The organism is Pseudomonas sp. MAG733B, assembly GCF_036884845.1.
Taxonomy (GTDB): domain Bacteria; phylum Pseudomonadota; class Gammaproteobacteria; order Pseudomonadales; family Pseudomonadaceae; genus Aquipseudomonas.
The window spans coordinates 5,602,281-5,628,277 of record NZ_CP145732.1 but is presented as its reverse complement, the minus strand read 5'-3'; the positions used below and the strand labels follow the sequence as shown (position 1 = coordinate 5,628,277).

The window sequence follows — 25,997 nt, the reverse complement described above, 5'->3', positions numbered from 1 at the left end:
ATCCATAAGCATTGCTCCGCGCAATAAAAAAAATGCCGACAGCGGTTGGCAGCGGAGGAAATGCACATGGCTACGCTCATCGGTATCGTCAGTAAGATCGTCGGGCAGGTGTTCGCGGTTTCAAGCGACGGCACTCGTCGTGTCCTGATCGAAGGAGACCGGTTATTCGCCGGTGATCAACTGACGACCGGGGCCGAAGGCGCGGTAGCGGTGCATTTGCAAAATGGCCAGGAACTGACCCTTGGTCGGGGCAGCAGCCTGCAAATGACGCCACAGTTGCTGGCTGATCACGCGCCCCACGTCGACACGGCCGAAGCGGTGACGCCGAGCCAGGCGCAACTGAGCGATGTTGAGCAACTGCAAAAAGCCATTGCCGCTGGTGATGACCCGACGCAAACCGCGGAAGCCACGGCAGCCGGGCCGTCGACCGGTGCACCGGGTGGCGTGGCGGGGGGCGGGCATAGTTTCGTCATGCTTGAAGAGGTCGGTGGGCGCGTCGATCCGAACATCGGCTTTCCCACTGCCGGTTTCAACGGCATCCCCGAGTTTCCCGAAGAGCGCCACGATGGTGATGCAGACCCTGACGCTGGCACGCCAGCGGCGGTGATCGAGCCAGTCGTTCCGCCAGTCATTCCACCAGTGGCGGACAATCCCGTCACCCTCAAGGGCCTCTCGGTGGAGGGCGGTGAACTCACCGTCAACGAAGCCAATCTCGCCGACGGCTCGGCAAGCAACCCTGGTGCACTGACCCAGAACGGCACGTTCACCATCACTGCCCTCGACGGGCTGAGCAACCTGAGCATCGGCGGGATCAACGTGATCAGCGGCGGTGTCGCCGTGGGCTTCCCGCAGTCGATCACCACCCCACTGGGCAGCACGCTGACCATCACCGGTTACAACCCGACCACCGGCGTGGTGAGTTACAGCTACACCCTCAACGGCAACGAAACCCATACAAGCGGAGACGGCACCAGCCTCAGCGAACACTTCACCGTGGTGGCCGGCGACAGCAATGGCGACACCGCCACCGGATCGCTGGACATCAACATCACCGACGACGTGCCCAAAGCCGTCGACGACGGTAACGGCGTGGCGTCGGAAACCCAGCTGACCCTCAACGGCAACGTGCTGACCAACGATGTGCAAGGCGCGGACCGCGTGCCGGTCGGTGAAAACTCCGGGCCGATTACCCCCGGCACTTTCGTCGGCACTTACGGCACTCTGGTGCTGAATGCCAACGGCACTTACACCTACACCCTGAACACCAGCGACGCCGACTTCAAAGCCCTGCATGGCGGTGGCAACGGCACTGAAACGTTCACCTACACCTTGACCGATGCCGACGGCGATTCCAGCACCGCCAACCTGGTGCTGAACATTCACAACAACGACGATGGCGTGACTATCGACGGCCTGAACGTCGAAGGCGGCGAACTGACCGTCTACGAAAAAAACCTCAGCTACGGCACTGACCCCAACACACCGGCCCTGACCCAAAACGGCACCTTCACCATTACTGCGCTGGACGGTGTGCAAACCCTGACAGTCGGCGGTATCGCCGTCGTCAGCGGTGGCGTGGTCGCAGGCTTCCCGCAATCGGTCGTCACTCCGCTGGGCAGCACGCTGACCATCACCGGGTTTGATCCCGTGACCGGTGTTGTGAGCTACAGCTACACCCTGGCCGATAACGAAAGTCACCCGACTGGCAACGGCACCAACAGCATTTCCGAGCTGTTTGCCGTGGTGGTGACCGACGACAACAACACCACCGCCCATGGCGAACTGAACGTCAACATCGTCGATGACGTGCCGACCGCCAAACCGGATTCGGCCTCAGTGGCGGAGGGCGGCACCGTCAGCGGCAACGTGCTGGACAACGACATCGGCGGCGCGGATGGCCCAGCGGCGAGTGGCGCGGTGGTCGGCGTGCGTGCCGGCGGCGACACTTCGACCTCGGCCATCGGCGGCCTGAACAGCCAGATCAACGGCACCTACGGCTACCTGACCCTCGATGCCAACGGCAACGCGGTCTATCACAGCAACCCGAACGCAGTGAGCGGTCCCGGTGCGGTGGATTTGTTCACCTACACCGTGCGCGATGCCGATGGCGATGAAAGCACCACCACCATCACCATCGATGTGAGTAACAGCTGTCTGAAAGCAGTCAGCGACACTGACGTAACGGTCTACGAAAAAGCCCTCGACCTGAACAAGGACGGCCAGGATCTGGCGGCTGGCACCGTGGTCGGCAGTCAACCGGGCAGCACCGGTGAAACCGCGTCCGGCACCCTGGTCGGTTCGGTCAGTGGCGCCGTGGGTGCGATCACCTATGCGCTGGTCGGTAGCGCTACCGGTGAGCACGGGCAAATCGTGCTCAACCCGAACGGCACCTACACCTATACGTTGACCTCGCCAGCGAGCACCTCGCCAAACGCCAATGACGGCCCGAACGTCACCCACGAAACCTTCACTTATCAGGCCACCGACTCACTCGGCAACGTCGTCACCAGCACCATCGTGGTCAACATCGTCGATGACGTACCGACGGCCAAAGCCGATTTTGATTCGGTACAAGAGGGCGGCACCGTCAGCGGCAATGTGCTGGACAACGACAGCGGTGGCGCCGATGGTCTCGGTGCCGTGATCGGCGTGCGCGCCGGCAGCAACACCTCGACCGCAGCGGTAGGCGGGCTCAACACACAGATCGATGGCAACTACGGTTACCTGACTCTCGACGCCAATGGCAACGCGGTCTATCACAGCAACCCGAACGCAGTGAGCGGCCCGGGCGCAGTGGATGTATTCACCTATACCGTGCGCGATTCTGACGGTGACCAAAGCACCACCACCATCACCATCGACGTGTACAACAGCTGCCTGAAAGCGGTGAGCGACACCGACGTAACGGTCTACGAAAAAGCCCTCGACCTGACCAAGGACGGCCAGGATTTGGCGGCTGGCACCGTGGTCGGCAGCCAACCGGGCAGCACCGGTGAAACGGCGTCCGGCACCCTGGTCGGCTCGGTCAGCGGCGCGGTGGGTGCGATCACTTACGCGTTGGTCGGCAGCGCCACCGGGGAGCACGGACAAATCGTGCTCAACCCGAATGGCACCTACACCTACACCCTGACTTCACCAGCGACTACCTCGCCGAACGCCAACGACGGCCCGAACGTCACTCACGAAACCTTCACTTATCAAGCCACCGATTCCCTCGGCAACGTGGTCACCAGCACCATTGTGGTGAACATTGTCGATGACGTACCGACGGCCAAAGCCGATTTTGATTCGGTACAAGAGGGCGGCACCGTCAGCGGCAACGTACTGGACAACGACAGCGGCGGCGCCGACGGTCTCGGTGCCGTGATCGGTGTGCGCGCCGGCAGCAATACCTCGACCGCAGCGGTGGGCGGGCTCAACACGCAGATCGACGGCAACTACGGTTACCTGACTCTCGACGCCAATGGCAACGCGGTCTATCACAGCAATCCGAACGCAGTGAGCGGCCCGGGCGCAGTGGATGTATTCACCTATACCGTGCGCGATGCCGATGGCGATCAAAGCACCACCACCATCACCATCGACGTCTACAACAGCTGCCTGAAAGCGGTCAGCGATACTGACGTAACGGTCTACGAAAAAGCCCTCGACCTGAACAAGGACGGCCAGGATCTGGCCGCAGGTACGGTCGTCGGCAGCCAGCCGGGCAGCACCGGTGAAACCGCGTCCGGCACGTTGGTCGGTTCGGTCAGCGGTGCCGTGGGCGCGATCACCTATGCGCTGGTCGGCAGCGCCACCGGGGAGCACGGGCAAATCGTGCTCAACCCGAATGGCACCTACACCTACACGTTGACTTCGCCAGCGACTACCTCGCCAAACGCCAATGATGGCCCGAACGTCACTCACGAAACCTTCACCTATCAGGCCACCGATTCCCTCGGCAACGTCGTCACCAGCACCATTGTGGTGAACATTGTCGATGACGTACCGACGGCCAAACCGGACGCGGTCTCGGTGACGGAGGGCGGGATTGTCAGTGGCAACGTACTGGACAATGACAGTGGCGGCGCCGACGGTCTCGGTGCCGTGATCGGTGTACGCGCCGGCAGCAATACTTCGACCCCGGCGGTGGGCGGGCTCAATTCGCAGATCAACGGCAACTACGGTTACCTGACCCTCGATGCCGATGGCAACGCGGTCTATCACAGCAACCCGAACTCGGTCGCTGCACCGGGTGCCACCGACACGTTCACCTATACCGTGCGCGATGCCGATGGCGATCAAAGCACCACAACTATCACCGTCGATGTCTGCAACAGCAACATCAAAGCCGTGACCGACACCGACGCGACGGTCTACGAAAAAGCCCTCGACCTGAGCAAGGACGGCCAGGACCTGGCGGCCGGCACGGTCACCGGCAGCGAGCCGGGCAACACCGGTGAAACCGCTACCGGAACCCTGGTGGGTTCAGTCACCGGCGCGGCGGGCGCGATCACCTACACCCTGGTCGGCAGTGCCAACGGCGCCTTTGGGCAAATCCTGCTCAACCCCAACGGCACCTACACCTACACCCTGACCTCGGCACCGAAAACCACGCCGGGCGCCAACGATGGCCCGAACACCCTGAGCGACAGTTTCACCTACAAGGCCACCGATGCAGCGGGCAACAGCACCACCAGCACCATCGTAGTCAACATCGTCGATGACGTGCCCAAGGCCGTGGCATCGGAACGTTCGGTGGCAGCGGTGGAGATCGACACCAACCTGCTGCTGGTGATCGACGTGTCTGGCAGTATGGCCGACGCCTCCGGCGTTACGGGCCTGTCGCGGCTGGAATTGGCCAAGCAGGCCATCAGCGCCTTGCTCGACAAGTACGACGATCTCGGCGACGTCAAAGTACAGATCGTGACGTTCAGCAGCAACGCCACCGACAAGACTTCAATCTGGGTGGACGTGGCGACTGCCAAGGCGATCGTTTCCGGCCTGTCGGCGGGCGGCGGTACCAACTACGACGCGGCGGTGGACGTCGCGCAAGATGCGTTCAACACCAACGGCAAACTGACGGGCGCACAAAACGTCGGCTACTTCTTCTCCGACGGCAAACCTAACGAAGGCTCGATCGGCACTCAGGATGAGGCGAACTGGAAAGACTTCCTCACCGACAATCAAATCAAGAACTACGCGATCGGCCTGGGTAAAAACGTCGACAACGATGCCCTCGATCCACTGGCCTACGACGGCACCGGCACGGGCACCAATACCAACGCGGTGATCGTCACCGACCTCGGCCAACTCAACTCGGTGCTCTCGGGCACCGTGATCGGCGCACCAGTCACCGGTTCGCTGCTGGGCGAGGGCGGCACGTTCGGGGCGGATGGCGGCTTCATCAAAACCATCACCGTCGATGGCACCACGTACACCTACGATCCGAAAGGCAACAACAATCAGGGTTCGCTGAACTTCAGCGGTGGCGCCAACCACGGCACCTTCAATACCACCAATAACACCCTGAGCATCGCCACCGACAACAAAGGCACCCTGGTGGTGAACCTGGATACCGGCGAATACAACTACGTGTCGCAGAAAACCACGTCGGTGGTGCTCACCGAAAACATTGGTTTCACCGTCAGCGACAACGACGGCGATCTCGCCAACTCGACGCTGGTGATCAAGGTCATTCCGAACGCGGCACCGGTGGCCACCGATGACCACATCATCACCAACGTGCTGTCGAACAGCGTGACGGTGCCGGGCGAGTTGCTGCTGGCCAACGACACCGACGCCGACGGCGACCCGCTCAAGGCTTCGCCAACCACCTTCAATACCGGCTGGGTTGCCAAGGGAGCGGACTTCATCGGCACCGGTGCGATCGACTTCTCCGGCAGCGGCGTCAAACCGAGCAACCAGAGCCTGAGCAATGTGCGCGGCTCCTTCGCGGCCACCACCGCAACGATGACCGCCCTGTTGGTGATCAGTGGTTACCTGGGCCCGGTCACCGCCGCCAATACCAACGATGAGGACCGCATCACCGTCAACCTCAAGCAGGGTGAAACCCTCAATCTGGACCACAACCTGGCCGCCGGCCATATCACCATGGAGTACTCCATCAACGGCGGCGCCTGGATTCCCCTCGCCGATGGCCAGACCATCACGGCAAACGCCGATGGCGTTTACCAGATTCATGTCACCAACATTGCCAACGTCGGTGGCGGCAGCGGTGCAGGTAACGCGGAAGGCTATCAGCTGACCATGAAGCTCGATTATTCCGGCGCCCACGACACCACGCCGGACTATCACGGCAGCTACACCGCCAGCGACAACCATGGCGGCAGCGACAACCATGGCGGCAGCGACAATGCCAACGTGTCCATCAGCTACCAGGACGGCCACACCCTCACCGGGACGGCGGGCAACGACACACTGGTGGCGGGCAACGGTGACAACGTCATCAATGCCGGTGACGGCAATGACATCCTCACCGCCGGTACCGGCAACAACACGCTGCATGGCGATGCGGGCAATGACTTGCTGTTCAGTGGCATCGGCAACGACCTGCTCGATGGCGGCACCGGCAATGACACTGCCAGCTATGCGCATGCCACCTCAGCTGTCACGGTCAACCTGGGCGCGAGCGGTCCGCAGAACACTTTTGGCGCCGGCACCGACACCTTGACCGCCATCGAAAACCTCATCGGCTCCGACTTCAACGACAAACTGACCGGCGACAACAACAGCAACATCATCACCGGCGGCCTGGGCAACGACGTGCTCAAGGGCGAGGGCGGTGACGACTTCCTGATCGGCGGCCTGGGCAACAACACCCTGACCGGCGGCAGCGGCGCCGACACCTTCCAGTGGCTCAAGGGCAATAGCGGCCATGACGTGATCACCGACTTCACACCGGGCACCGACAAACTCGACCTGTCGCAATTGCTACAAGGAGAAAACGGCACCGCCGCTTCGCTGGATGATTACCTGCACTTCACTGTCAGCGGCAGCGGTGCGTCGCTGGTGACCAGCATCGACGTCAGCGGCATGGCCGGCGCGGCACCGAACCAGACCATCGACCTGGCGGGCGTCAACCTGGCCAGCCATTACGGTGTAACGCCGGGGGCGGGCGGGGTGATTTCCGGAGCGGACACGGCGACGATCATCAATGGGATGCTCAATGATCATTCGTTGAAGGTGGATACTGTTTGATCTGAAAAGTGGGCTACTCGCGATCGCGTTGGATCAGTCAACTTCACAGTTGAATGTGAAACCGCAATCGCGAGCGAGCTCGCTCCCACAGATTTTTCAGTGAACCGGGATTCTGGTGCACGCCGCGAATCCCTGTGGGAGCGAGCTTGCTCGCGATGAACGATAACGCGGTGTATCTGAAAAAAACTCACATCGGCTCCGGCGGCCCGATCAATCTGCCCATCACTCCGAACACCCCCAACTCCCTGATCGCCTCCAGCTCACCCTGGGTCTCGACCATTTCCGCAATCAACGGCAGGTCAATGCTGTTGGTCGCCCGGTAAATCGCGTCGATGAACAGCCGTTTATCTCGCTGCTGATCAATGTGCCGGATGTAGGCCCCATCGATTTTCAAGTACGCCAGGCCCAATTGAGTGAGGTTGCCGATCTGGCTGAAGCTGCCGCCGAAATGCTGCAGGCCGATGTGATAACCGGTGTCGAGCAGGCTGTGGCTCAGTCGTTGCAGATCGTCGGGGGGCGGCAGTTGGCGTTCGTCGATTTCCAGGGTCAGCAACGGTGCCAGTTCCGGCAGTGATTCGAGCATGTCGAGGATCAGTTGCAGCTGCGACTGATCGCGCAAGGTGCCACCGGACAGGCTCAGTGCCAGCGGCCAGCGATTGACGGCAAGGTAGTCGAGGGTCGCTTCAAGCATCGCCAGGTCGAAGCGTGCCGACCAGCCGAGACGCTCGATCCACGGCAGGAAATGCCCGGCAGCAATCGCTTGGCCCTGCGGGTCGAGCAGCCGTGCGAGGACTTTGTGGTGCAGCACCTCACTGGTGTCGGCGCATTGCACCACCGGTTGAAAGTACAGCTGCAATTTACCTTGCGTCAGGGCATCGTCGATCCAGCTGCGCCAGTCATGTTGCGCGTGGTTCGGTACGGTCTCGCCGTGGCTCAACTGCATCCAGGGACGTTCGGGGTTTTGGTGGGCCTGGGTCAGTGCCTGATCGAGTCGCATCAGCACGTCACTGGCCGGTTCGCCGGGGTGCCAGGCGACGATGCCCAGATGCGCGACCGGCATGCAGTCACTGGCACCGGTCAGGCGCAGGTTTTCCAGGGTGGCGCTGATTTCTGCGGCCAGGCGAGCGGCGTCTTCGCTGTTCAGACCCGGCGACAACAGGCTGAATTCGCCGCCACGGTTGCGGGCCGCCAGCCAGGTGCGTCGCTCCGGCAGTCGGGTCAGGTGCTTGAGCAATTCGCCGACCGCACTGATCAACGCATCAGTGCGTTGACCGCCCAGGCGCTGGTTGAGCCCGCTCAGGTCACTGATCCGTAATGTCAGCAAATGACCGTCGCCATGTTGCTCGGCGACCAGTAAATGGTCCGCCAGTTGTTCATCCAGCATGCGCCGGTTGGCCAGTCCGGTCAGGCTGTCCTGATAGGACTCGCTGCGCAGTTTTTCACTGCGCGCGGCCTCTTCGGTGAACAAGGCCTTGAGCTTCTCGACCATCTGGTTCATTGCCAGCACCACGCGTTTCAGTTCCGGCGTGCGTGGCAGTTTCGGCAGGCTCAAAAACTCGCGTTTACTGATGGCTTCGGCCTGTTTGACCAACGATTCGAGAGGACGCAGTTGCCGACGCAACAGCCAGCCACCGAACACGGCGCTGAGCAGTCCGCAGACCAACAACCAGATCAGACTGCCGAGGGTACTGTCCCAGAGTTTGGCCAGGGCGAACTGCGGATTGCTCAGCACTTCGACCCGTGCCGCCTGCTCCCAGCCACGCATGATCAATGCGTCGCCACCCTCGTGACGCAGATTGACCAGGCTGACAAACCATCCCGGCACGCCTTTGGTCTGCGCCGGAATGCTGCGTTCTACCAGCACTTGCTGATTGTCGATGCTGACGATGCGGATGTTGCTGAAATAGCCACTGTCGAAAATCGAACTGACCATCAACTCCATCATCGCCGGGTCATCGATCTGCGCGGTCAGCGACAGTCCGAGCGCGGTGGCCGCGTCCTGGGCGTGAGCGCGCAACTGGCCTAGGGTCTGCTCGCGAGAGCTTTCCAGGCTGACAAAAAAACTGCCGCTGAACGCCACCAGCAAGAACAGGCAGATGGCGAGAAACAATTGGTTGCGCAGTTTCATTCAACGCTCCTTGCTGCGGTCTTCAGCCATCGCCCACGGCGAAGCCTTCGGCCTGCATCTTTTGCAGTACGTCTTGCCAGCGCGACAGTTTTTTAGAGTCGCTGCTGCGTTTGCCGCCATTGGCACCCGGCAGGTACAGACCTTCGGCATTGAAGGCGTACACCGGCAGCAGGTCTTTGCGTTGCGAGGCGGGGCGGATGTCGCCGATCAGGTTGTCCAGCACCAGCGGGTCGGCGGTGGGGCTGCTGTAGAAGGTGAGCACCATGTGTGCCTGGTTCTGGGTCAGGGCCTTGACGTAGGTGATGCGCAGTTTTTCGCTGGGAATACCGAGTTCGCGCAGGCTGAAATATTTCGCCAGGGCATAGTCTTCGCAGTCAGCAGCGCCCTTGATCAGGGCTTCGACGGGCGTGGCCCAGTAATCGGTCTGGCGCCAGATGCGGGTGTCGTCCTGGAAATTCAGTTGTTGATTGAAGAAGCGATTGACCGCGGTCAACTGCTCGCGCTCAGGCGCATCGCGCTCGCTTTGCAGCAATTGACTCCAGGCCTCGATTCGCCCGCGCGCGGGGCCGAGGGGACCGTAGCGTTTTTCGGCGGTTTGCAGGCTCTGTGTGAAATCCCAGTCGGCCCAGACAGTGTTCAGCCCGGCCAACAGGAAAGCTCCCAGCAGCAACCATCCGCCGAACCGAAGTCGGGGCGTTGGCCATCCTGGACTACGCGGACCGCGGGGCATATCGGGCTGCTCGTATGCAGATTTGTGAAGTTTAGGTGGTGTTTTTTGAACGGTGGGGTTGGTCGTCGGGCTGATTGTGTACATATCCGTTGCTGCGGTAACGGCGGCTTATGGTTTCGCCCTTACCGCCGGCCTGTTTGTTTGGTTCGTACGCATTCCAAACTGTGGGAGCCAGCCTGCTGGCGATGACGGCCTGATAGCCGACCAGAATTTCGCGGATGCATCAGATCAAAAGATCGCAGCCTCGTTGCACTCGACAGCTCCTACAGAGAAGCGCGCACGTATCAAGTGCCAGGCCGGCCGGTAGGCCGCCTCGCGGGGCTGTTGCGGTATTCGCCCCCTCGTGAGGCCGAGTGGAGGTTCTGCGCAGTGGGCAACCCGGCAAGGATGCCGGGTTAGCCGCCCCCGGCCATGGATGGCCGATGGCGGCGGGCCCACGGAGCAGGACCGGAGCGAGGGCATGCCGAGCCACAGCGAGGCACCGAACGTCAGGGGCAAGAGCGTTTGGTTACTTTGCGCTTTTCAAAGTAACCCGCCGTAAGGGCGGAACCCTAAGCAGCCGTTACCGAAGAAAAGGATATGTACACCAAACCAACAACCAAAGACTCAAAATTTGCGCAAAGTCTTCTGCCTCAGAATATAAATCGTCACCAACACCGCACTGGTCAACATGAACCCCCGCGCCCAAGGCATCGGCACCAGATAGCAGGAAAACAGAATGCTCGCCCACATCAACCCAATGGCATAGACCTTGCCCTTGAGCGGAATACCATTGCCATCGAGATAGTCACGAATCCAAGGCCCAAGCCGCGGATGATCGACCAGCCATTGATAGAAACGCGGCGAACTGCGGGCGAAACAAGCAGCAGCCAGCAACAGGAAGGGTGTGGTGGGCAACACCGGCAGGAAAATCCCGATCACCCCCAACGCTACGCTCAGCCAGCCGATGGCCAGCAGTACGTAGCGCAACATCAGGGAGCGGTTGCCTATGGGGTTGTCCATAGGCAGGACCTTAGTGGTGACGAGGCTTGAGGATCGCCGGTTTTTCGTCTGGCGCGTTGCACAGCAGGTACAGCGCCGTCAGGGCTTCCGGGATCTGAACGATCATGTCGTCCATCAGGTTGGCATCTTTGGCGATGTCTTCGAACTCAGGCTGCTCGTCGAACAGGCCCGAGCCGACCATGATCGGCAGCAGCATTTCGCTGACTTCTTCCTCGGCGCTTTCGAACCAGGCCGCTTCACGCAGGAACACGCCTTCCATGAAGCCGATGCACCAGCCGCGCAGTTCGGAATCGTCCGGGTCGTCGCCCAGGTCCAGGTCGCACGGCAACTCGAATTCTTCATCCGACGCCAGTTGACGAGCGATGTGCGCCTTGAGGCCGATCAAAGTGGCTTCGATCTCTTCGCGTTGAGCTTCGCTGCTGTAATGCGGCTCTTCGGCGAAGAGGGCATCTATCCACTCACGATCGGGAACGACTTCGGAGCAGATCGACAGCGCGGTGAGGTAGCCGTGGGCGGCCACGTAGTCCAGCGCCTCGTCATGCAGTTCATCGGCGTCGAGGAAGACTTGCAGGCGGGTTAGTTGCTCAGCGAAGGACATTAAAGGACTACCTTGGGGAATATTCGATGCGGGAATTCTAGGCCTTCTTGAGCGCTTGGGCCAGCCGCAAGGCATATTTGCGCGTCCATGTGTCTTATCAGCGGCGCCCTTTGCCGGACAGGGCTCGGGTATACTCGCGCGTTTTGTGATGCCCTGCCGGCTTCACGGCTGAAATGTGAAGCATCATGCAATGCGCACTTACGATTTGTCGGTGCAGCGTCGCGGGTTCTGAACCAGCCTTGCAGGGATGTTTCGGTGATTTTTGGAGTTTTTATGCTCGAACAGGCTCAACGCGTCCTCAAGGACATCTTCGGCTACGACAGTTTCCGTGGCCGCCAGGGTGCAATCATTGAGCGCGTGGCCAGCGGCGGCGATGCCCTGGTCCTGATGCCTACCGGTGGCGGCAAGTCCCTGTGCTTCCAGGTCCCGGCGCTGCTGCGCGAAGGCCTGGCGGTGGTGGTCTCGCCGTTGATCGCGTTGATGGACGATCAGGTCGCCACCCTCGAAGAGCTGGGCGTGGCAGCCGCTGCGTTGAACTCCACCCTCAGCGCCGAGCAGCAACGCGATCTGGCGGCGCGCATCCGCCGCGGTGAGGTGAAAATGCTTTACCTCGCCCCGGAACGCCTGGTCCAGCCGCGCATGCTGTCCTTCCTGCAAGGGTTGAACATTTCCCTGTTCGCCATCGACGAAGCGCACTGCGTGTCGCAGTGGGGCCACGACTTCCGTCCGGAATACCTGCAATTGGGTCAGTTGGCGGAGATGTTCCCCGACGTGCCGCGCATCGCCCTCACCGCCACCGCCGACAAGCGTACCCGCGAAGAGATCGTCACTCGCCTGCATTTGCAGAATGCCGAGCGTTTCCTGTCGAGCTTCGACCGGCCGAACATTTTTTACCGCATCGTGCCCAAGGAACAGCCGCGCAAGCAGTTGCTGGCGTTCCTCGCCGAGCGGCGCAGCGATGCCGGGATCGTCTATTGCCTGTCACGCAAGAAAGTCGACGAAGTAGCGGTGTTTCTCAGTGAACAAGGCTTCCCGGCGCTGCCGTACCACGCCGGCCTGCCCAACGACACGCGGGCCCACCACCAGAAACGCTTCCTCAACGAGGAAGGCCTGATCATGGTTGCCACCGTGGCGTTCGGCATGGGCATCGACAAGCCGAACGTGCGTTTCGTCGCGCACCTCGATTTGCCGAAATCCCTTGAGGCCTATTACCAGGAAACCGGTCGTGGTGGCCGTGACGGTCTGCCGGCGGATGCCTGGATGGCTTACGGCCTGCAAGACGTGGTGATGCTCAAGCAGATGCTGCAAAACTCCGAGGGCGACGAGCGCCACAAGCGTCTGGAGCAGCACAAGCTCGACGCCATGCTCTCGCTGTGCGAAGAAACCCGCTGCCGTCGCCAGACCCTGCTGGCCTACTTCGACGAAGACATGCCAGAGCCGTGCGGCCATTGCGACAACTGTGTCGACGGTGTGCAAACCTGGGATGCCACCGAGCCGGCGCGCCAGGCGCTTTCGGCGATCTACCGCACTGGCCAGCGCTACGGCGTTGGGCATCTGGTGGATGTCCTGCTCGGCAAGGACAACGAAAAAGTCCGCAGCTTCGGCCATCAACACCTGTCTGTATTCGGGGTCGGCAAGGCGCGGGCCGAAGGGGAGTGGCGATCGCTGTTCCGCCAGTTGGTGGCTCGCGGTCTGGCCGATGTCGATCATGAGGGCTACGGCGGTTTGCGCCTGAGTGACACGTGCCGGCCGTTGCTCAAGGGTGAAGTGACCCTGGAGCTGCGCCGCGACCTCAAGGCGCAAACCACCGCCAAAAGCAGCAAGAGCCAGGCGAGCCAACTGGTCCGCGGTGAGGAACGCGAACAGTGGGAAGCCTTGCGCGCCCTGCGGCGTAAGCTCGCCGAAGAACATGGCGTGCCACCGTACGTTATTTTTCCCGACTCGACCTTGCTGGAAATGCTGCGCAGCCAGCCAACCTCGCTTGCAGAAATGGCCACGGTCAGCGGCGTCGGTGCGCGCAAGCTCGAACGCTACGGCGAGGCCTTCCTCGAAGTCCTCGGCGGTCAGGTCGAGGCGCCGAAACCGGTGGCCGATGTGCGCCACGAACTGATCACCCTGGCCCGCGCCGGCATGACGCCGTTGCAGATCGCCGGTCAACTGCAATGTTCGGAAAAGAACGTCTACACCATGCTCGCCGAAGCCATTGGCAAACAGCAGTTGTCGCTGGAGCAGGCGCTGGATTTGCCCGAAGAGCTGATGGGCGAAATTCAGGACGCGTTCCTCGACGGTGAAGGTGAGTTGCCGCCCGTTTCGGAGATTTCCGCACTGTTTGCCGGACGTGTGCCGGAAGGGGTTTTGTATTGCGTTCGGGCCGCTTTACAGTCTGAATTTGAAATTTGAGTGATGGCTCTCACTGATGTAACGATTCAGTACAGAACAGTCCTTGCCTCCAGTCGAGGCTCATGCTTAGCTGACTAATAATTAGTTTTTCTCTATTTCAGTCTAACCATGAGTGTTTTATGCCGTTAACCGATCAACACCGCTTTGGCATGCAATTGGCCCAGATGTCGCGCGGCTGGCGCGCTGAACTGGATCGCCGACTTGCCGGCCTCGGGCTGTCCCAGGCCCGCTGGCTGGTGCTGCTGCATCTGGCGCGTTTCGAAGAGGCCCCGACCCAGCGTGAGCTGGCACAGAGCGTTGGCGTCGAAGGACCGACCCTGGCGCGCCTGCTAGACAGCCTGGAAAGCCAGGGCCTGGTACAACGCCAAGCGGTGCTGGAAGACCGTCGGGCAAAAAAAATCGTCCTCTGCGCCCCGGCGCTTCCCCTGATCGAACAAATTGAAACCATTGCCACCCAACTGCGCCACGAACTGTTCGAAGGCGTCGATGAGGCGGATTTACGGGTCTGCATGCGGGTTCACGGGCACATCCTGGGCAACCTTGAAAAATCTTGAGGCATAACCCCACGCCAGGTTTTTGAGATACCGCGTTGAGCCGACTATAAGAACTACTGCGCAATATCGTGTTCGTACCGGATGTGCGAACACGTGCAGGTTGGTTCTGGTTACCTAAGGGATGCTCATGCTTGAAAGTCGGCGAGTCGTTGTACGGTATTGTTTGCGGTGGGTGCTGGCCGCTGCTGCTGTCACTTGGTCGGCCTTGGCGCCGGCGTTGGGCCTGGGTGAGATCACCCTGCACTCGGCGCTGAATCAGCCGCTGCGTGCCGACATCGCTTTGGTGGACGCCGCCGGTCTGGAAGAGGGCGAGCTGTCGGCCAGGCTGGCGACGGCGGATGAGTTCAAGCGTGCGGGTGTCGAGCGGGTGCTCTTCCTCAACGATCTCAAGTTCACGCCTGTCCTGCGGGGCAACCGCAGCCTGATCCAGGTCACCTCCAGCAAACCGGTCAATGAACCGTTCCTGAATTTCCTCGTGCAACTCAATCAGCCCAACGGCCGCGTGCTGCGCGAGTACACGGTGTTGATCGATCCGCCGGGGACGCCGGGCATTGAGCCCGCCAGTGATGAACCGGTGGCCAATCGTCCAGCTTCGGCCTTTCCGAGTGTCCAGCCCGCCGTCGCGGCAAAGCCAACAGCAAAGGAACCGCTGCCAAAACCTGTCGCTGTACCCGCGGCGGATCCGCTCGCAGAGCAACTGGCCGCCAGCGTCCTGCAAAACCAGCAATTGCAGGCCACCATCGATGAACTCAACGCGAAGCTTAAAGTTCAGGACGAGCAGATCGCCGCTGAGAAAAAACAGGTAGCCGAGCTGCAAACCCGATTGGCCGAGGTCAAGCCAGTGCCGCCGGAGCCGGTTGCACCCGTTGCTGTGGCTCCGGCGCCCGTGGTTGTCGAGGAGCCCGGGACGAACTGGCTGTTGATGGGCGGATTGTCGGGGCTGGTCGCGTTGGTGATTCTGGCTGTGTGGATTCGTCGGCAACGGCAGCAGGATCAGGCAACGTTCGGATCGACATCCGATCAGTCTCCCCGACATGAACCCTTACCCGATCACACGTCAGACCCCGCGGTACAAGCTGCCGCACTGCGACCCACACATACACACCACGAAGACACACCCGCGAGCGATGTGCTTGAAGAGGTCGCAATCTATCTGACCTACGGCCGCTATGGCGAAGCAATCAGTCTGCTGCGAGAGGCGATGATCAAGGAGCCGCAGCGCACCGATGTCGCTGTGCAATTGCTGGAAGTTCTCGGCAAACAGGGTGATGTGACTGCTTACAACGCGCAGGAAGCCAGCCTGCGTAATGCCGGGTTCGATGGGCGGAAACTTCAGGAGATGCGTGCGCATCATCCGAAACTGGGGCCGGTTGCTGTGATGCCGGAGCCGATGCCCAAGGACGATTTCCAGTTGAATCTGGATGACCTGTCGATGGACACCAATTGGGACCTGGACCCAACGGAAGCCAGTTCATCTTCTGGCAAGCCATCGAGCGTGCCAGCGCTGCCCGAACCGGAGATAGAGTGGGAAATCGAGCCGGTTGCCCAATCCCTGGACGACAGCTTTCTTGAGGCATTCAGCGAGCCGGATCAGTCGTTCGAACTTGAGCCACTGAGCCTCGAGCCGACCGAGCCGGGTAACGCAGGCAAACTGGAGCAGGCCCAGACCTGCATCGACGACGGTGACCTGGACAGCGCCATCGAACTGCTCAACGAGCTGCTCAAGGACGCCGATGAGCCGCTGAAGCAGACCGCCCGAAGTTTACTGGCCGGAATACGATAACCTTGGGTATCGAGATCGATCACTCTGCCTCAGGAACCCCGTCACCCATGACCGCCCATAAACCGGAAATCGTCATCACCTATTGCACCCAGTGCCAGTGGCTGTTGCGTGCTGCCTGGCTGGCCCAGGAACTGCTCAGTACGTTTGGCGACGACCTCGGCAAAGTGTCCCTGGTACCCGGCACCGGCGGGGTCTTTCACATTTTCTGCGACGACGTGCAGATCTGGGAGCGCAAGGCCGATGGCGGCTTCCCCGAAGCCAAAGTGCTAAAGCAGAGAGTTCGCGACCAGATCGATCCGGACCGCGACTTGGGGCACAACGACCGCACTCAGTGAGACGCCGCTTCGGCCGCCACGGCTTTCTTGCTTGAACTGCCGGCGAGTCGGCTGGACACCACGATCGCGACGATGATCAGCGCACCGCCCAGCAGCATGCGCAGGGTCGGGTTTTCATTGAACAGCAACCAGGCCATGGTGATGCCGTATACCGGCTCCAGAGCGAAGACCACGGCGGCGGTTCGCGCCTTGATCACTGCAAGGCTGGCGACGAACAAACTGTGGGCGACCCCTGTGCAGAACACCCCGAGCAGGCCGATCCACAACCAGTCGATGGCGCGCACTTCACTCAAGTGCGGTGCCGCCGCCGGCAACAGACACAATGCGACCACAACGTTCTGACACAGCGCGGCCTGTACCGGCGGGATGCGTGCGGAACTCGCGCGATTGGTCAGCGACAACAGGGAGAAGAGTAATCCGGAAAGCACCGACCACAGCAGGCCAGTGGTGGCACCGCTGGCCAGATCGAACTCCGGTGTGACCAGCACCAACCCGATGCTGACCAGCGCCACCAGCAGGACTTCATTGGCGCGAATGCGTTCGCGGAAAATCAGCCCTTCGAGGATCACGGTAAAAGCCGGGAAACTGGCAAAGCCCAGGGTCGCGATGGCCACGCCGGCGATCTTCACCGAAATGAAGAAACTCACCCAGTGTCCGGCCAGCAACAAGCCGCTGAGCAACAGTCGACGGACATCCACCGCTTCGAGTTTTTGCCAGCGGGTATTGCTGGCGAAGCGTGCAAATAACGCCAGCGCCAACACCGCGAACGCCGCCCGGCCGAACACGATGATCGCCGGTGACGCGGCGGCGAGTTTGCCGAACACACCGGTCAGGCCGAACATCAGTGCGCCGATATGCAAGGCGCCAAGGGCGGTGCGGGGAGTCATGGCAATCCTTGGTAAACGTAGTGGACCCGGTCATTTAACCGCGCCCGCTGGCGTTGTGTCTGTCGCCAGACTCGCGTTATTTGTCGCCAGCCTCGCGCCGCAGCTTGCCGGGTGATGCGCCGAACTCGCGCAGTACCGCAGCAGCAAAGGCACTTTGGGAGCTGTAGCCGACCCGACAGGCAATCTCGCCAATGGGCAGTTGCGAGTTTCGCAGCAACGCGACGGCCTTGTGCAGGCGACGGCTACGGATGTAATCCATCGGCGTCTGCCCGCATTCGGCGACGAAGCGTGCATGCAAACGGGCGCTGGAGAGACCGGCCACGCGAGCGAGATCGGCGACTTGCAGCGGGTAGGCGGCGTACTGGTCGATGTGCGCATTCAACGCGGCATAGGGCAGGCGCCGACCGCCGATGCTCTCGGGCCTGGCGTTGTTGAGACTGGCCAGCAACAGCACCGCGCCCTGTTGCGCAATCAGCGGGTCATCGACCTTGCTGTTGGCCAGCCAATCGACCAATTGGCTCTGGCCGGCATCCAGTGACAAACGACCGGCGTTGTCGAGCAAGCGTCGACTGGCATCGGCATGCTCGCCCAGGGACTGGCCTATCCACTGGTCGTCGGGCACGTCCAGTACCAGGCAACGGCTGCCATTGGCGCTGCCGCAGGCATGATGAAAACCCGAGGGAATCACCACGAAACTTTGCTGGACCACCTGACTGCCGAGCCCGTCGACCTCGAAATCCAGCGCACCCGACAGCCCGAACACCAGTTGCGCATGCTCGTGGCTGTGGACGATCAGGTCTTCGGTGTACTGGCGCAGGGTGAGGATCGGTCTCATCACGGGTCTCCCGGTTCTGGGCGCCAGTCTACACCGACCCGGCCTGCACGCGCTGTCACAGGACTGACTTGCCGCTGTCATGGGCCATTAACCCGACCGGCGCAAGCTTGCCAAAACTTGTCCTGAGGGTTGCCCATGACCAGCGCCGAGCTCGCCAAACCCAGCCGTAAACAACGAGTGCGGACCCTGTGGATTTCCGACGTGCATCTTGGCACTCGTGATTGCCAGGCCGAGCACTTGTCGCAGTTTCTCAAGGGTTATCACGCGGACAAGATCTATCTGGTCGGCGACATCATCGACGGCTGGAAACTGCGCGGCGGCATGTACTGGCCGCAGGCGCACACCAATGTCATCCGGCGCCTGCTGACCATGAGCAAGCGCGGCACCGAGGTGATCTACGTCACCGGCAACCACGACGAATTCCTGCGCCGCTATTCGAAGCTGATTCTGGGCAACATCCAGTTGGTGGACGAGGCCGTGCACGTCACCGCTGATGGCCGGCACCTGCTGGTGATCCACGGCGACCAGTTCGACGTGATTACTCGCTACCACCGCTGGCTGGCCTTTCTTGGCGACTCGGCCTACGAAATCACCCTGACCCTCAACCGCTGGCTCAACCATTGGCGCGCGCGTTATGGCTACGGCTACTGGTCGCTGTCGGCGTACCTCAAGCACAAGGTGAAAACCGCGGTCAGCTTCATCAGCGACTTCGAAGAAGCCATCGCCCATGAGTGCGTCAAGCGCGAGTTGCACGGCGTGGTGTGCGGCCACATTCACCATGCCGAGATTCGCAAGGTGGGTGAGGTGGACTACCTCAATTGCGGTGATTGGGTGGAATCGTGCACGGCGTTGATCGAGCATTGGGATGGCACGATCGAGTTGTATCGCCTGGCCGATGCACAGGCGCGGGCGGCGCAGTTGAAGGCGGCTAAAGTCGCAGAATTGGCGTAACCACCGCAAATCCTTTGTGGGAGCGGGCTTGCTCGCGAAGGCGGTGTGTCAGTCAATGAATGTTTAACCTGACACGGCGCTTTCGCGAGCAAGCCCGCTCCCACATTGGTTTCAATGTGTCTTTATGCCGGCGAACGCTCTTGCATCGCCGCCTTGTAAATCGAGTTCTTCGGCTGCGCAAACAACCGCTCCATCATCGGCTCGAAGAAGCTCAGCGGCAGCGTGTCATACGCCGGATCGAACGCCGCGGCATCGTACTTGGCGCAGAACTCGATGGTCGCCTTGTACTGCGGATGTTCGCTGAATTGCTCGCGCAGGTGCCGATCCATGCCCAGGTGATGGAAGAAATAGTAGCCCTGAAAGATCCCGTGTTTCTCCACCATCCACAGATTCTCGGCGCTGACGAACGGCTTGAGGATCGCCGCCGCGATATCCGGGTGATTGTAGGAGCCCAAGGTGTCGCCGATGTCGTGTAGCAGGGCGCAGACCACGTACTCTTCATCGCGACCGTCGCGCCAGGCGCGGGTGGCGGTTTGCAGGGAATGGGTCAGGCGATCCACCGGAAAACCGCCGAAATCACCCTCCAGCAGCTTCAGGTGCGCCGCGATCCGTGTCGGCAATTGGCGGGCATAGGCACTGAAGTCCGCGGCGATGATCGCCCAGTCTTCCTGCGTGCCGTCCTTCATGTGGGTGAAACGAGCATTGGCATTCATCGGCAATCCTCTTGTGATCTAGAACGGCACGCGCCCCAGAATCATGTCGCGATACATGACGAAATCGCCAAGCAGGCTATAGAAAGGATGTTGGAACGTCGCAGGACGATTCTTCTCGAAGAAGAAATGCCCGATCCAGGCGAAGCTGTAACCCGCCAGCGGCAAGGCCCACAACAGCATCCAGGCGCCACGACCGATGGTCAGTGCCAGAATGAAAATGACCAGCGTGGTGCCGATGAAGTGCAAGCGTCGGCAGGTGCTGTTGCTGTGCTCGCTGAGGTAATACGGGTAAAACTCAGCGAAGCTGTTGAAACGCTTGATGTTTTCCACGACTGCGATCTCTGTGGTTATTGTTCTGACTGCAAGTTGTTCTGCGGGTAGCTTATTTGAGTCTAGAGTGATCAATGGCGTCAGCCAGTGACAATCGGCGCCACTTTAGTATCCTTCGGAAATTGGCCGTGAAATACGGCTCATCATGCAAGAACCCGACATGAGCGAACGAACGACTTCTGCAAGCTGGGCGATGGGGATTGTCAAAGCACTGGAAATGGACGGCCTGGATTGCCGGGTTCTGTTCAAACAGCTGGGGCTCGACTACGCGGCACTGGATGATCCGGATGCACGCTTCCCGCAAGATTCCATGACACGACTGTGGCAGCGCGCGGTCGAGCTGTCCGGCAACCCGGCGATTGGCCTGAACATGGGCAAAGTGGTGCGGCCTGCGCAATTTCACGTCGCGGGCTACGCCTTGATGTCCAGCCAGACCCTGGCCGAGGGCTTTCAGCGTTTGGTGCGATTTCAACGCATCATTGCCGAAAGTGCCGACCTGAGTTTTCGCCTGCTGGATGAAGGCTACGCATTGATCCTGACGGTGCACGGCGATCACTTGCCGCCGACCCGGCAAAGCGCCGAGGCCTCGCTGGCCTGCGCCCTGGCATTGTGTGGCTGGCTGACCGGGCGCACGCTGCATCCGCGCAAGGTGCTGGTGCAGGGCGATCAACCGCTCAATCTCGAACCCTACAAGCAAGCCTTCCATGCGCCGCTGGTGTTCAACGCGCCGTACGATGCGTTGATTTTCGAACGTGCCGACATGGAAGCCCCGTTGCCGACCGCCAACGAAGCCATGGCGCTACTGCATGACCGGTTTGCCGGTGAATACCTGGCGCGGTTTTCCGAGAGCCGCGTGACCCACAAGGCGCGGCAGGTGTTATGCCGCTTGTTGCCTCAAGGCGAACCGAAGCGCGATACGGTGGCGCAGACGCTGCACCTGTCGCAACGCACCTTGCAGCGACGGTTGCAGGAAGAGGGCACGAGTTTCCAGACGTTGCTCGATGACACCCGGCGCGAGCTGGCCGAGCAGTATCTGGCGCAACCGACCATGACCCTGCTGGAAATTGCCTACCTGCTGGGTTTTGCCGATCCGAGCAATTTTTTCCGCGCTTTCCGTCGCTGGTTCGACACCACGCCCGGCGAGTACCGGGCGCGGTTGCTGCAAATGCCTGCGGCGGTCAATGACGCCAAAATGCCGGAATACACAGCACAAACACGGTAATGATCTCCAGTCGGCCCAACAGCATGCCGAACGAGAGAATCCACTTGGCGGCATCCGGCAGGGTGGCGAAGTTGCCCGCCGGGCCAATGGTTTCGCCCAGCCCCGGACCGACGCCGGACACGGTGCTGGCCGCGCCGGTCAGGGCGGTCATCCAGTCGACGCCGAGCAGCGACAGCAACAGCGCGATCACGCAGATGGTGATGGCGAAGAAGAACGAGAACGTCAGGATCGAACGCACGATCTCTTCGTCGAGGCGGTGACCGTTGTACTTCTGCTTGATCACCGCGCGCGGGTGAATCAACTGGTTAAGGTTGGCCTTGAGCAGGATGTAGGCCACCTGGAAGCGGAAAATCTTGATCCCGCCGGCAGTCGAACCGGAACAACCGCCAACGAAGCCCAGATAAAAGAACAACATCAGCGAGAAGTTGCCCCACAGGCTGTAGTCCCCCAGCGCGAAGCCGGTGGTCGTTACCACCGAGGTCACGTTCAGCGCCACGTGTCGCAGCGCGTCCAGCCAATGCAGTTGCGTGGTCCACCAGTACCAGGTGCCGAGCACCAGCCAGGTCACCAGCAACATGCCGAGCAGGCCCTGCACCTGCTGATCCTTGATCAGCGCCCGACGGTTGCCGCGCAGGGTCGCCACGTAGAGGGTGAACGGCAGGCTGCCGAGAATCATGATGACGATCGCCACCCAGTGCACCGCCGGTTGCGTCCACTTGGCCAGTGATTGGTCCGAGGTCGAGAAACCGCCGGTGGAAATCGCCGACATCGCATGGTTGATCGCATCGAACGGGCTCATCCCGGCCCACCAGAACGCCAGGCTGCCGAGAATGGTGATGCCCACATAAGCCGCCACGATCAGGCGCGCCACCATGTGCGAGCGGGGCATGACCTTTTCCGAACGGTCCGACGATTCGGTCTGGAACAGCCGCATGCCACCGATACGCAGCAGCGGCAGAATCGCGACCGCCATACCGATAAACCCGATGCCGCCGATCCAGTGCAGCAGCGAGCGCCACATCAGGATGCCGGGGGACATTTCGTCCAGATGGTTGAGCACGGTCGAACCGGTGGCCGTGATCCCGGACATGCTTTCGAAAAACGAGTCGGTATAGCTGATGTGCTGGGTCAACAAAAACGGCAGCGCGGCAAAGATGCACACCACCAGCCAACTGCTGACGGTCAGCAGGTACATGTCCCGCGGTCGCAGGTGTACATGCTCGGGGCGCCCGGGAATCACCAGGGCCAGACCGGCGACAAAGGTGATCATGCTGGCCCAAAGGAACGACGGCAGGTCGCCGGTGCGATCGAAGATCACCAGCGTAGCCATCGGTACGACCATGGCGATGGCCAGGGTTATCAGGAAGATGCCGATGATGAAACCAATGAGACGTAAGGTCGGCAACGCCATGAAGTCCGCTCGGGCTGAAATAGGGAAGGGCGCCATTCTACCTGCGGGGCAGGGCATGTAAACCGGCACTGCCCTCGCGGTTACAGCTAGAATAGCCGCACAAATTTTTCTGGAGGTGGCCGATGCAGGCTCTCGACGTTTTGCTCAACCGTGTTTCCGTCCCGCGCCTGATTGAGCCGGCACCGTCCCAGGCACAGCGCGAAGTGCTGTTTGCCGCCGCCATGCGCGCACCGGATCACGGTCATTTGCAGCCTTGGCGGTTCCTCACCGTCGAAGGCGAGGCGCGTGAGCAAATGGGCGAGTTGCTGGCCGAGGCGGCGAAGCAGCAGGACAGCGAAGTCACCGAAGCGGCCATCGACAAGGCGCGTAACGGACCGCTGCGGGCGCCGTTGGTGGTGGTCGTGATCGCTAAGGTGCAGGACCACGCCAAGTATCCGAAGTCCGAGCAATTGCTGGCGGCAGGTTGCGCGGCCCACGGGATTTTGCTGGCGGCCTATGCGCAAGGGATTGGCGCGGTATGGCGCACCGGGGATCTGGCTTATTCGCCGCACGTGGCCAAGGGGCTGGGGTTGGCAGAAGGTGAGGAGGTGATTGCCTTCCTGTACCTCGGCACACCACAGAAGGAACCGCGAGTGGCGGAGAAAGTCGATCTGGCCGAATTCGTCAGCGCCTGGCCCGGTAAGGCCTGAAGATCAAAAGATCGCAGCCTCGTTTCACTCGACAGCTCCTGCAAGGTTTTGTGTACGCCTGTAGGAGCTGTCGAGTGAAACGAGGCTGCGATCTTTTTGCATCACCCCATTTTTACGGCGAAACGACGGCCCCCGGCACCAACGGCAATTCCAGACTGGCAATAAACCCGCCCTCCGGGTGATTGGCCAGCACCAGATTCCCGCCATGGCGCTCGGCCGCACGCCGGGCAATCGCCAGGCCCAGGCCATGCCCGGCCGCTGTCTGCCCCGGCGCACGGTAGAACGGCTCGCCGAGCTGGTTCAAATGTTCCGCGTCGACCCCCGGCCCATGATCACGCACGCTCACCACGATCCGTTCGCCATTACGCAACGCCTGCATTTCAATCGGCAGACCGCCGACCGGATTGAAGCGTTGGGCATTGCGCAGCAGGTTGTCGACGGCGCGCTCGATCATGGTCGGCCAGCCCTTGAGACTCAGTTGCGCCTCGGCTTCGAGATGGACCAGTTGATCCGGCGAACCCAATTGCGCATCTTTTTGCAGGGTATTGAGCAGCGAGTTCAGGTCCACCTCTTCGGCGCTTGCGTTGTCGGCATCGACCCGCGCCAGTACCAGGATTTCACTGATCAGCGCTTCGAGCCGGTCGCACTCGCGGGTGAGGCGCGGCCAGAGTTTTTCCCGTTCCTCAGGCGTGGCCCGTTCGGCCAGTGCGAGGGCGATGCGCAACCGGGCAAGCGGGGAGCGCAGTTCGTGGGAGACGTCTCGCAGCAGCTGACGTTGGCTACCGATCAGGCTTTGCAGGCGCGAACCCATGCGGTTGAAGTCGTTGGCCAGTACCCCGAATTCATCGCGCCGGTTGGCCAGTTTGATCAGGCTGTTCTGTTGATATGTGGTTTGCCCCAGATCATGCACCGCGCCGCGTAAACGGCTGAGAGGGCGGGTGATAGAGAAGGTCACCAGCAGGCTGAACAGGGTCAGCACCACCAAGGCAATGCCCAATGCACTCAGCGGCCAGAGCAGGCTTTCGCGGTGCCAGGCGTTGAGTTCTGGGTGGGGTATCCGGTAGATGAACAGGTAGGTGTCGCCGGTTTTTTCGCTGGTGTATTCGTCGGTCAGGCGTCGCCATGGCAGGCGTCGGTCGTCGTTGTTCTGCCGCGCTTCGAAGGCTGCGGCGCGGCGCGGAAAGGTGCCGCGCACCACCGGGTCACCGCTCTCGTTGAGCACCTGGACGTCGATGTGATACTGGCGCTTGCGTTGTTCCAGCAGGTCCTGGGCGTCTACTTCGCCTTGGGCTTCGTAGGTTTGCGTCCACTGTTCGGCCAGGGTGTTGAGGCCCGGATGGCGGCTGAGAATCCATGCATCCTGGTTGAGCATGTGCCCGAGCAATATGGACAGCCCTGCAACCAGAGCGATGGCCAGCCAGAAGCTGGCCAGGATACGCCAGAACAGTGAACGCACGGAAAATCCTCAATAAAACACAGATCAGTGTGGGAGCGGGCTTGCTCGCGAAGGCTGTGTGCCATTTGAAGCATTTGTCGACTGACACACCGCCTTCGCGAGCAAGCCCGCTCCCACATTAGATCAAAAACATAAGACCCAACGGTGTTCAGCCGTTGGGTCCGGGGTCAGCGCATTATTGCGCTTTTTGCGGTTGTTGCGCTTTCCAGGCCTTGAACTCTGCCCATTCGGCGCGACGCTCAGCCTGTTTTTTCTGGATCTCGTCGAATTTCTTCTGTTGATCCGGTTTCAATACGGCGCGCACATCGGCTTCGGCTTTCTGATGCTTGGCGGCCATTTCGTCTTTCATGGCTTTCTGGTCGGCCGGGGAGAGTTTCTCCAGGTATTTGTCGACCAGTTGCTTACGCTCGTGCATCTGCTCGCCCATGATCTTGCGGATCTGCTCGCGCTGTTCGCGGCTCAGGTCCAGCTGGCTGTAGGGGCCTTTACCGTGCATGCCGTGCATCTGACCGCCATGGCGCGAACCGTCCATTGGGCCACCCATCGGTCCGGTGCCTTCAGGCATGGCCATGGCAACGGTCGGCAGGGCAGCGGCGAACATCAGAGCGATAAGAGTCTTGCGCATGGTGAATCTCCTTGTCTCATTCCCGGTACGTTCCGGATGTGTGCAGATTACGGAGATCAAGGTCAGCGGCGGTCAGCGGAGCGTAAAGCTTTGGTAAACATGATTTTCGGCTGACCTGACAAAACTTACAGGCTGTGTAGGAGCTGCC

The 25,997-nt window shown here is 61.0% G+C and carries 19 protein-coding genes; 8 read left to right on the top strand and 11 right to left on the bottom strand.

Annotation, left to right across the window (positions count from 1 at the left end; genetic code table 11):
- Positions 1-66 precede the first annotated feature (66 nt).
- Positions 67-7,200 (top strand): retention module-containing protein, encoded by a 7,134-nt coding sequence (locus V6Z53_RS25695; protein WP_338582432.1) that lies wholly within the window; start codon positions 67-69, stop codon positions 7,198-7,200.
- Positions 7,201-7,387: 187 nt separating this feature from the next.
- Here the strand turns inward: V6Z53_RS25695 and lapD are convergent, their stop codons facing one another.
- From lapD to V6Z53_RS25675, 4 genes are all read right to left on the bottom strand, one after another.
- Entirely contained in the window at positions 7,388-9,328 is a 1,941-nt protein-coding gene (gene lapD, locus V6Z53_RS25690) for a cyclic di-GMP receptor LapD (RefSeq protein ID WP_338582431.1), read from the bottom strand.
- Between the two features lie 22 nt (positions 9,329-9,350).
- A complete protein-coding gene (gene lapG, locus V6Z53_RS25685) occupies positions 9,351-10,058 on the bottom strand; it encodes a cysteine protease LapG (protein WP_338582430.1) in 708 nt (235 codons plus the stop codon).
- 606 nt (positions 10,059-10,664) lie between these two features.
- A complete protein-coding gene (locus tag V6Z53_RS25680; protein WP_338582429.1) occupies positions 10,665-11,060 on the bottom strand; it encodes a YbaN family protein in 396 nt (131 codons plus the stop codon).
- A 10-nt stretch (positions 11,061-11,070) separates the two neighbouring features.
- On the bottom strand, positions 11,071-11,658 hold the full coding sequence (locus V6Z53_RS25675; protein ID WP_338582428.1) for a YecA family protein: 588 nt from the start codon (positions 11,656-11,658) through the stop codon (positions 11,071-11,073).
- 273 nt (positions 11,659-11,931) lie between these two features.
- Between V6Z53_RS25675 and recQ the strand changes: the two genes are divergently transcribed.
- The 4 genes from recQ to V6Z53_RS25655 all read left to right on the top strand — a co-directional run bounded on the left by recQ (position 11,932) and on the right by V6Z53_RS25655 (position 16,730).
- Positions 11,932-14,058 (top strand): DNA helicase RecQ, encoded by a 2,127-nt coding sequence (gene recQ, locus V6Z53_RS25670; protein WP_338582427.1) that lies wholly within the window; start codon positions 11,932-11,934, stop codon positions 14,056-14,058.
- Between the two features lie 119 nt (positions 14,059-14,177).
- Positions 14,178-14,612: a MarR family transcriptional regulator gene (locus V6Z53_RS25665; RefSeq protein WP_338582426.1), complete on the top strand. Its 435-nt coding sequence runs from the start codon at positions 14,178-14,180 to the stop codon at positions 14,610-14,612.
- A 127-nt stretch (positions 14,613-14,739) separates the two neighbouring features.
- Positions 14,740-16,395 carry a FimV/HubP family polar landmark protein gene (locus tag V6Z53_RS25660; protein ID WP_338582425.1) on the top strand — a complete coding sequence of 552 codons (1,656 nt, stop codon included), beginning with the start codon at positions 14,740-14,742 and terminating at the stop codon, positions 16,393-16,395.
- Between the two features lie 47 nt (positions 16,396-16,442).
- Positions 16,443-16,730 (top strand): SelT/SelW/SelH family protein, encoded by a 288-nt coding sequence (locus V6Z53_RS25655; RefSeq protein WP_084320512.1) that lies wholly within the window; start codon positions 16,443-16,445, stop codon positions 16,728-16,730.
- Here V6Z53_RS25655 and V6Z53_RS25650 read toward each other — a convergent pair.
- Positions 16,724-17,617 (bottom strand): DMT family transporter, encoded by an 894-nt coding sequence (locus tag V6Z53_RS25650; RefSeq protein ID WP_338582424.1) that lies wholly within the window; start codon positions 17,615-17,617, stop codon positions 16,724-16,726. The two genes, V6Z53_RS25655 and V6Z53_RS25650, sit on opposite strands and share 7 nt — an antisense overlap.
- 76 nt (positions 17,618-17,693) lie before the next feature.
- Complete coding sequence (locus V6Z53_RS25645) at positions 17,694-18,452, bottom strand: AraC family transcriptional regulator (protein WP_338582423.1); 759 nt, start codon at positions 18,450-18,452, stop codon at positions 17,694-17,696.
- 135 nt (positions 18,453-18,587) lie between these two features.
- Here V6Z53_RS25645 and V6Z53_RS25640 point away from each other — a divergent pair, with 135 nt between their 5' ends.
- The gene (locus V6Z53_RS25640) at positions 18,588-19,403 is read left to right on the top strand and encodes a UDP-2,3-diacylglucosamine diphosphatase (RefSeq protein ID WP_338582422.1); all 816 of its coding nucleotides are present in this window, start codon (positions 18,588-18,590) and stop codon (positions 19,401-19,403) included.
- 122 nt (positions 19,404-19,525) lie between these two features.
- Here the strand turns inward: V6Z53_RS25640 and V6Z53_RS25635 are convergent, their stop codons facing one another.
- Together V6Z53_RS25635 and V6Z53_RS25630 are read right to left on the bottom strand one after the other, a co-directional pair.
- A complete protein-coding gene (locus tag V6Z53_RS25635; protein WP_338582421.1) occupies positions 19,526-20,116 on the bottom strand; it encodes an HD domain-containing protein in 591 nt (196 codons plus the stop codon).
- 18 nt (positions 20,117-20,134) lie between these two features.
- Complete coding sequence (locus V6Z53_RS25630; RefSeq protein ID WP_338582420.1) at positions 20,135-20,446, bottom strand: DUF962 domain-containing protein; 312 nt, start codon at positions 20,444-20,446, stop codon at positions 20,135-20,137.
- Between the two features lie 160 nt (positions 20,447-20,606).
- On the opposite strand from V6Z53_RS25630, the gene V6Z53_RS25625 reads away from it, so the two are divergent.
- Complete coding sequence (locus tag V6Z53_RS25625; RefSeq protein WP_338582419.1) at positions 20,607-21,668, top strand: AraC family transcriptional regulator; 1,062 nt, start codon at positions 20,607-20,609, stop codon at positions 21,666-21,668.
- Here the strand turns inward: V6Z53_RS25625 and V6Z53_RS25620 are convergent.
- Positions 21,625-23,079, bottom strand: coding sequence for a TrkH family potassium uptake protein (locus tag V6Z53_RS25620; RefSeq protein WP_338582418.1), 1,455 nt, complete (start codon positions 23,077-23,079; stop codon positions 21,625-21,627). The genes V6Z53_RS25625 and V6Z53_RS25620 overlap by 44 nt on opposite strands.
- A gap of 122 nt (positions 23,080-23,201) precedes the next feature.
- On the opposite strand from V6Z53_RS25620, the gene V6Z53_RS25615 reads away from it, so the two are divergent.
- The gene (locus V6Z53_RS25615) at positions 23,202-23,768 is read left to right on the top strand and encodes an NAD(P)H nitroreductase (RefSeq protein ID WP_338582417.1); all 567 of its coding nucleotides are present in this window, start codon (positions 23,202-23,204) and stop codon (positions 23,766-23,768) included.
- A 112-nt stretch (positions 23,769-23,880) separates the two neighbouring features.
- Here V6Z53_RS25615 and V6Z53_RS25610 read toward each other — a convergent pair whose 3' ends face one another.
- Both V6Z53_RS25610 and V6Z53_RS25605 read right to left on the bottom strand, forming a co-directional pair.
- Positions 23,881-25,224, bottom strand: coding sequence for a HAMP domain-containing sensor histidine kinase (locus V6Z53_RS25610; RefSeq protein WP_338582416.1), 1,344 nt, complete (start codon positions 25,222-25,224; stop codon positions 23,881-23,883).
- A 175-nt stretch (positions 25,225-25,399) separates the two neighbouring features.
- Positions 25,400-25,849, bottom strand: coding sequence for an LTXXQ domain protein (locus V6Z53_RS25605; RefSeq protein ID WP_338582415.1), 450 nt, complete (start codon positions 25,847-25,849; stop codon positions 25,400-25,402).
- Positions 25,850-25,997 lie beyond the last annotated feature (148 nt).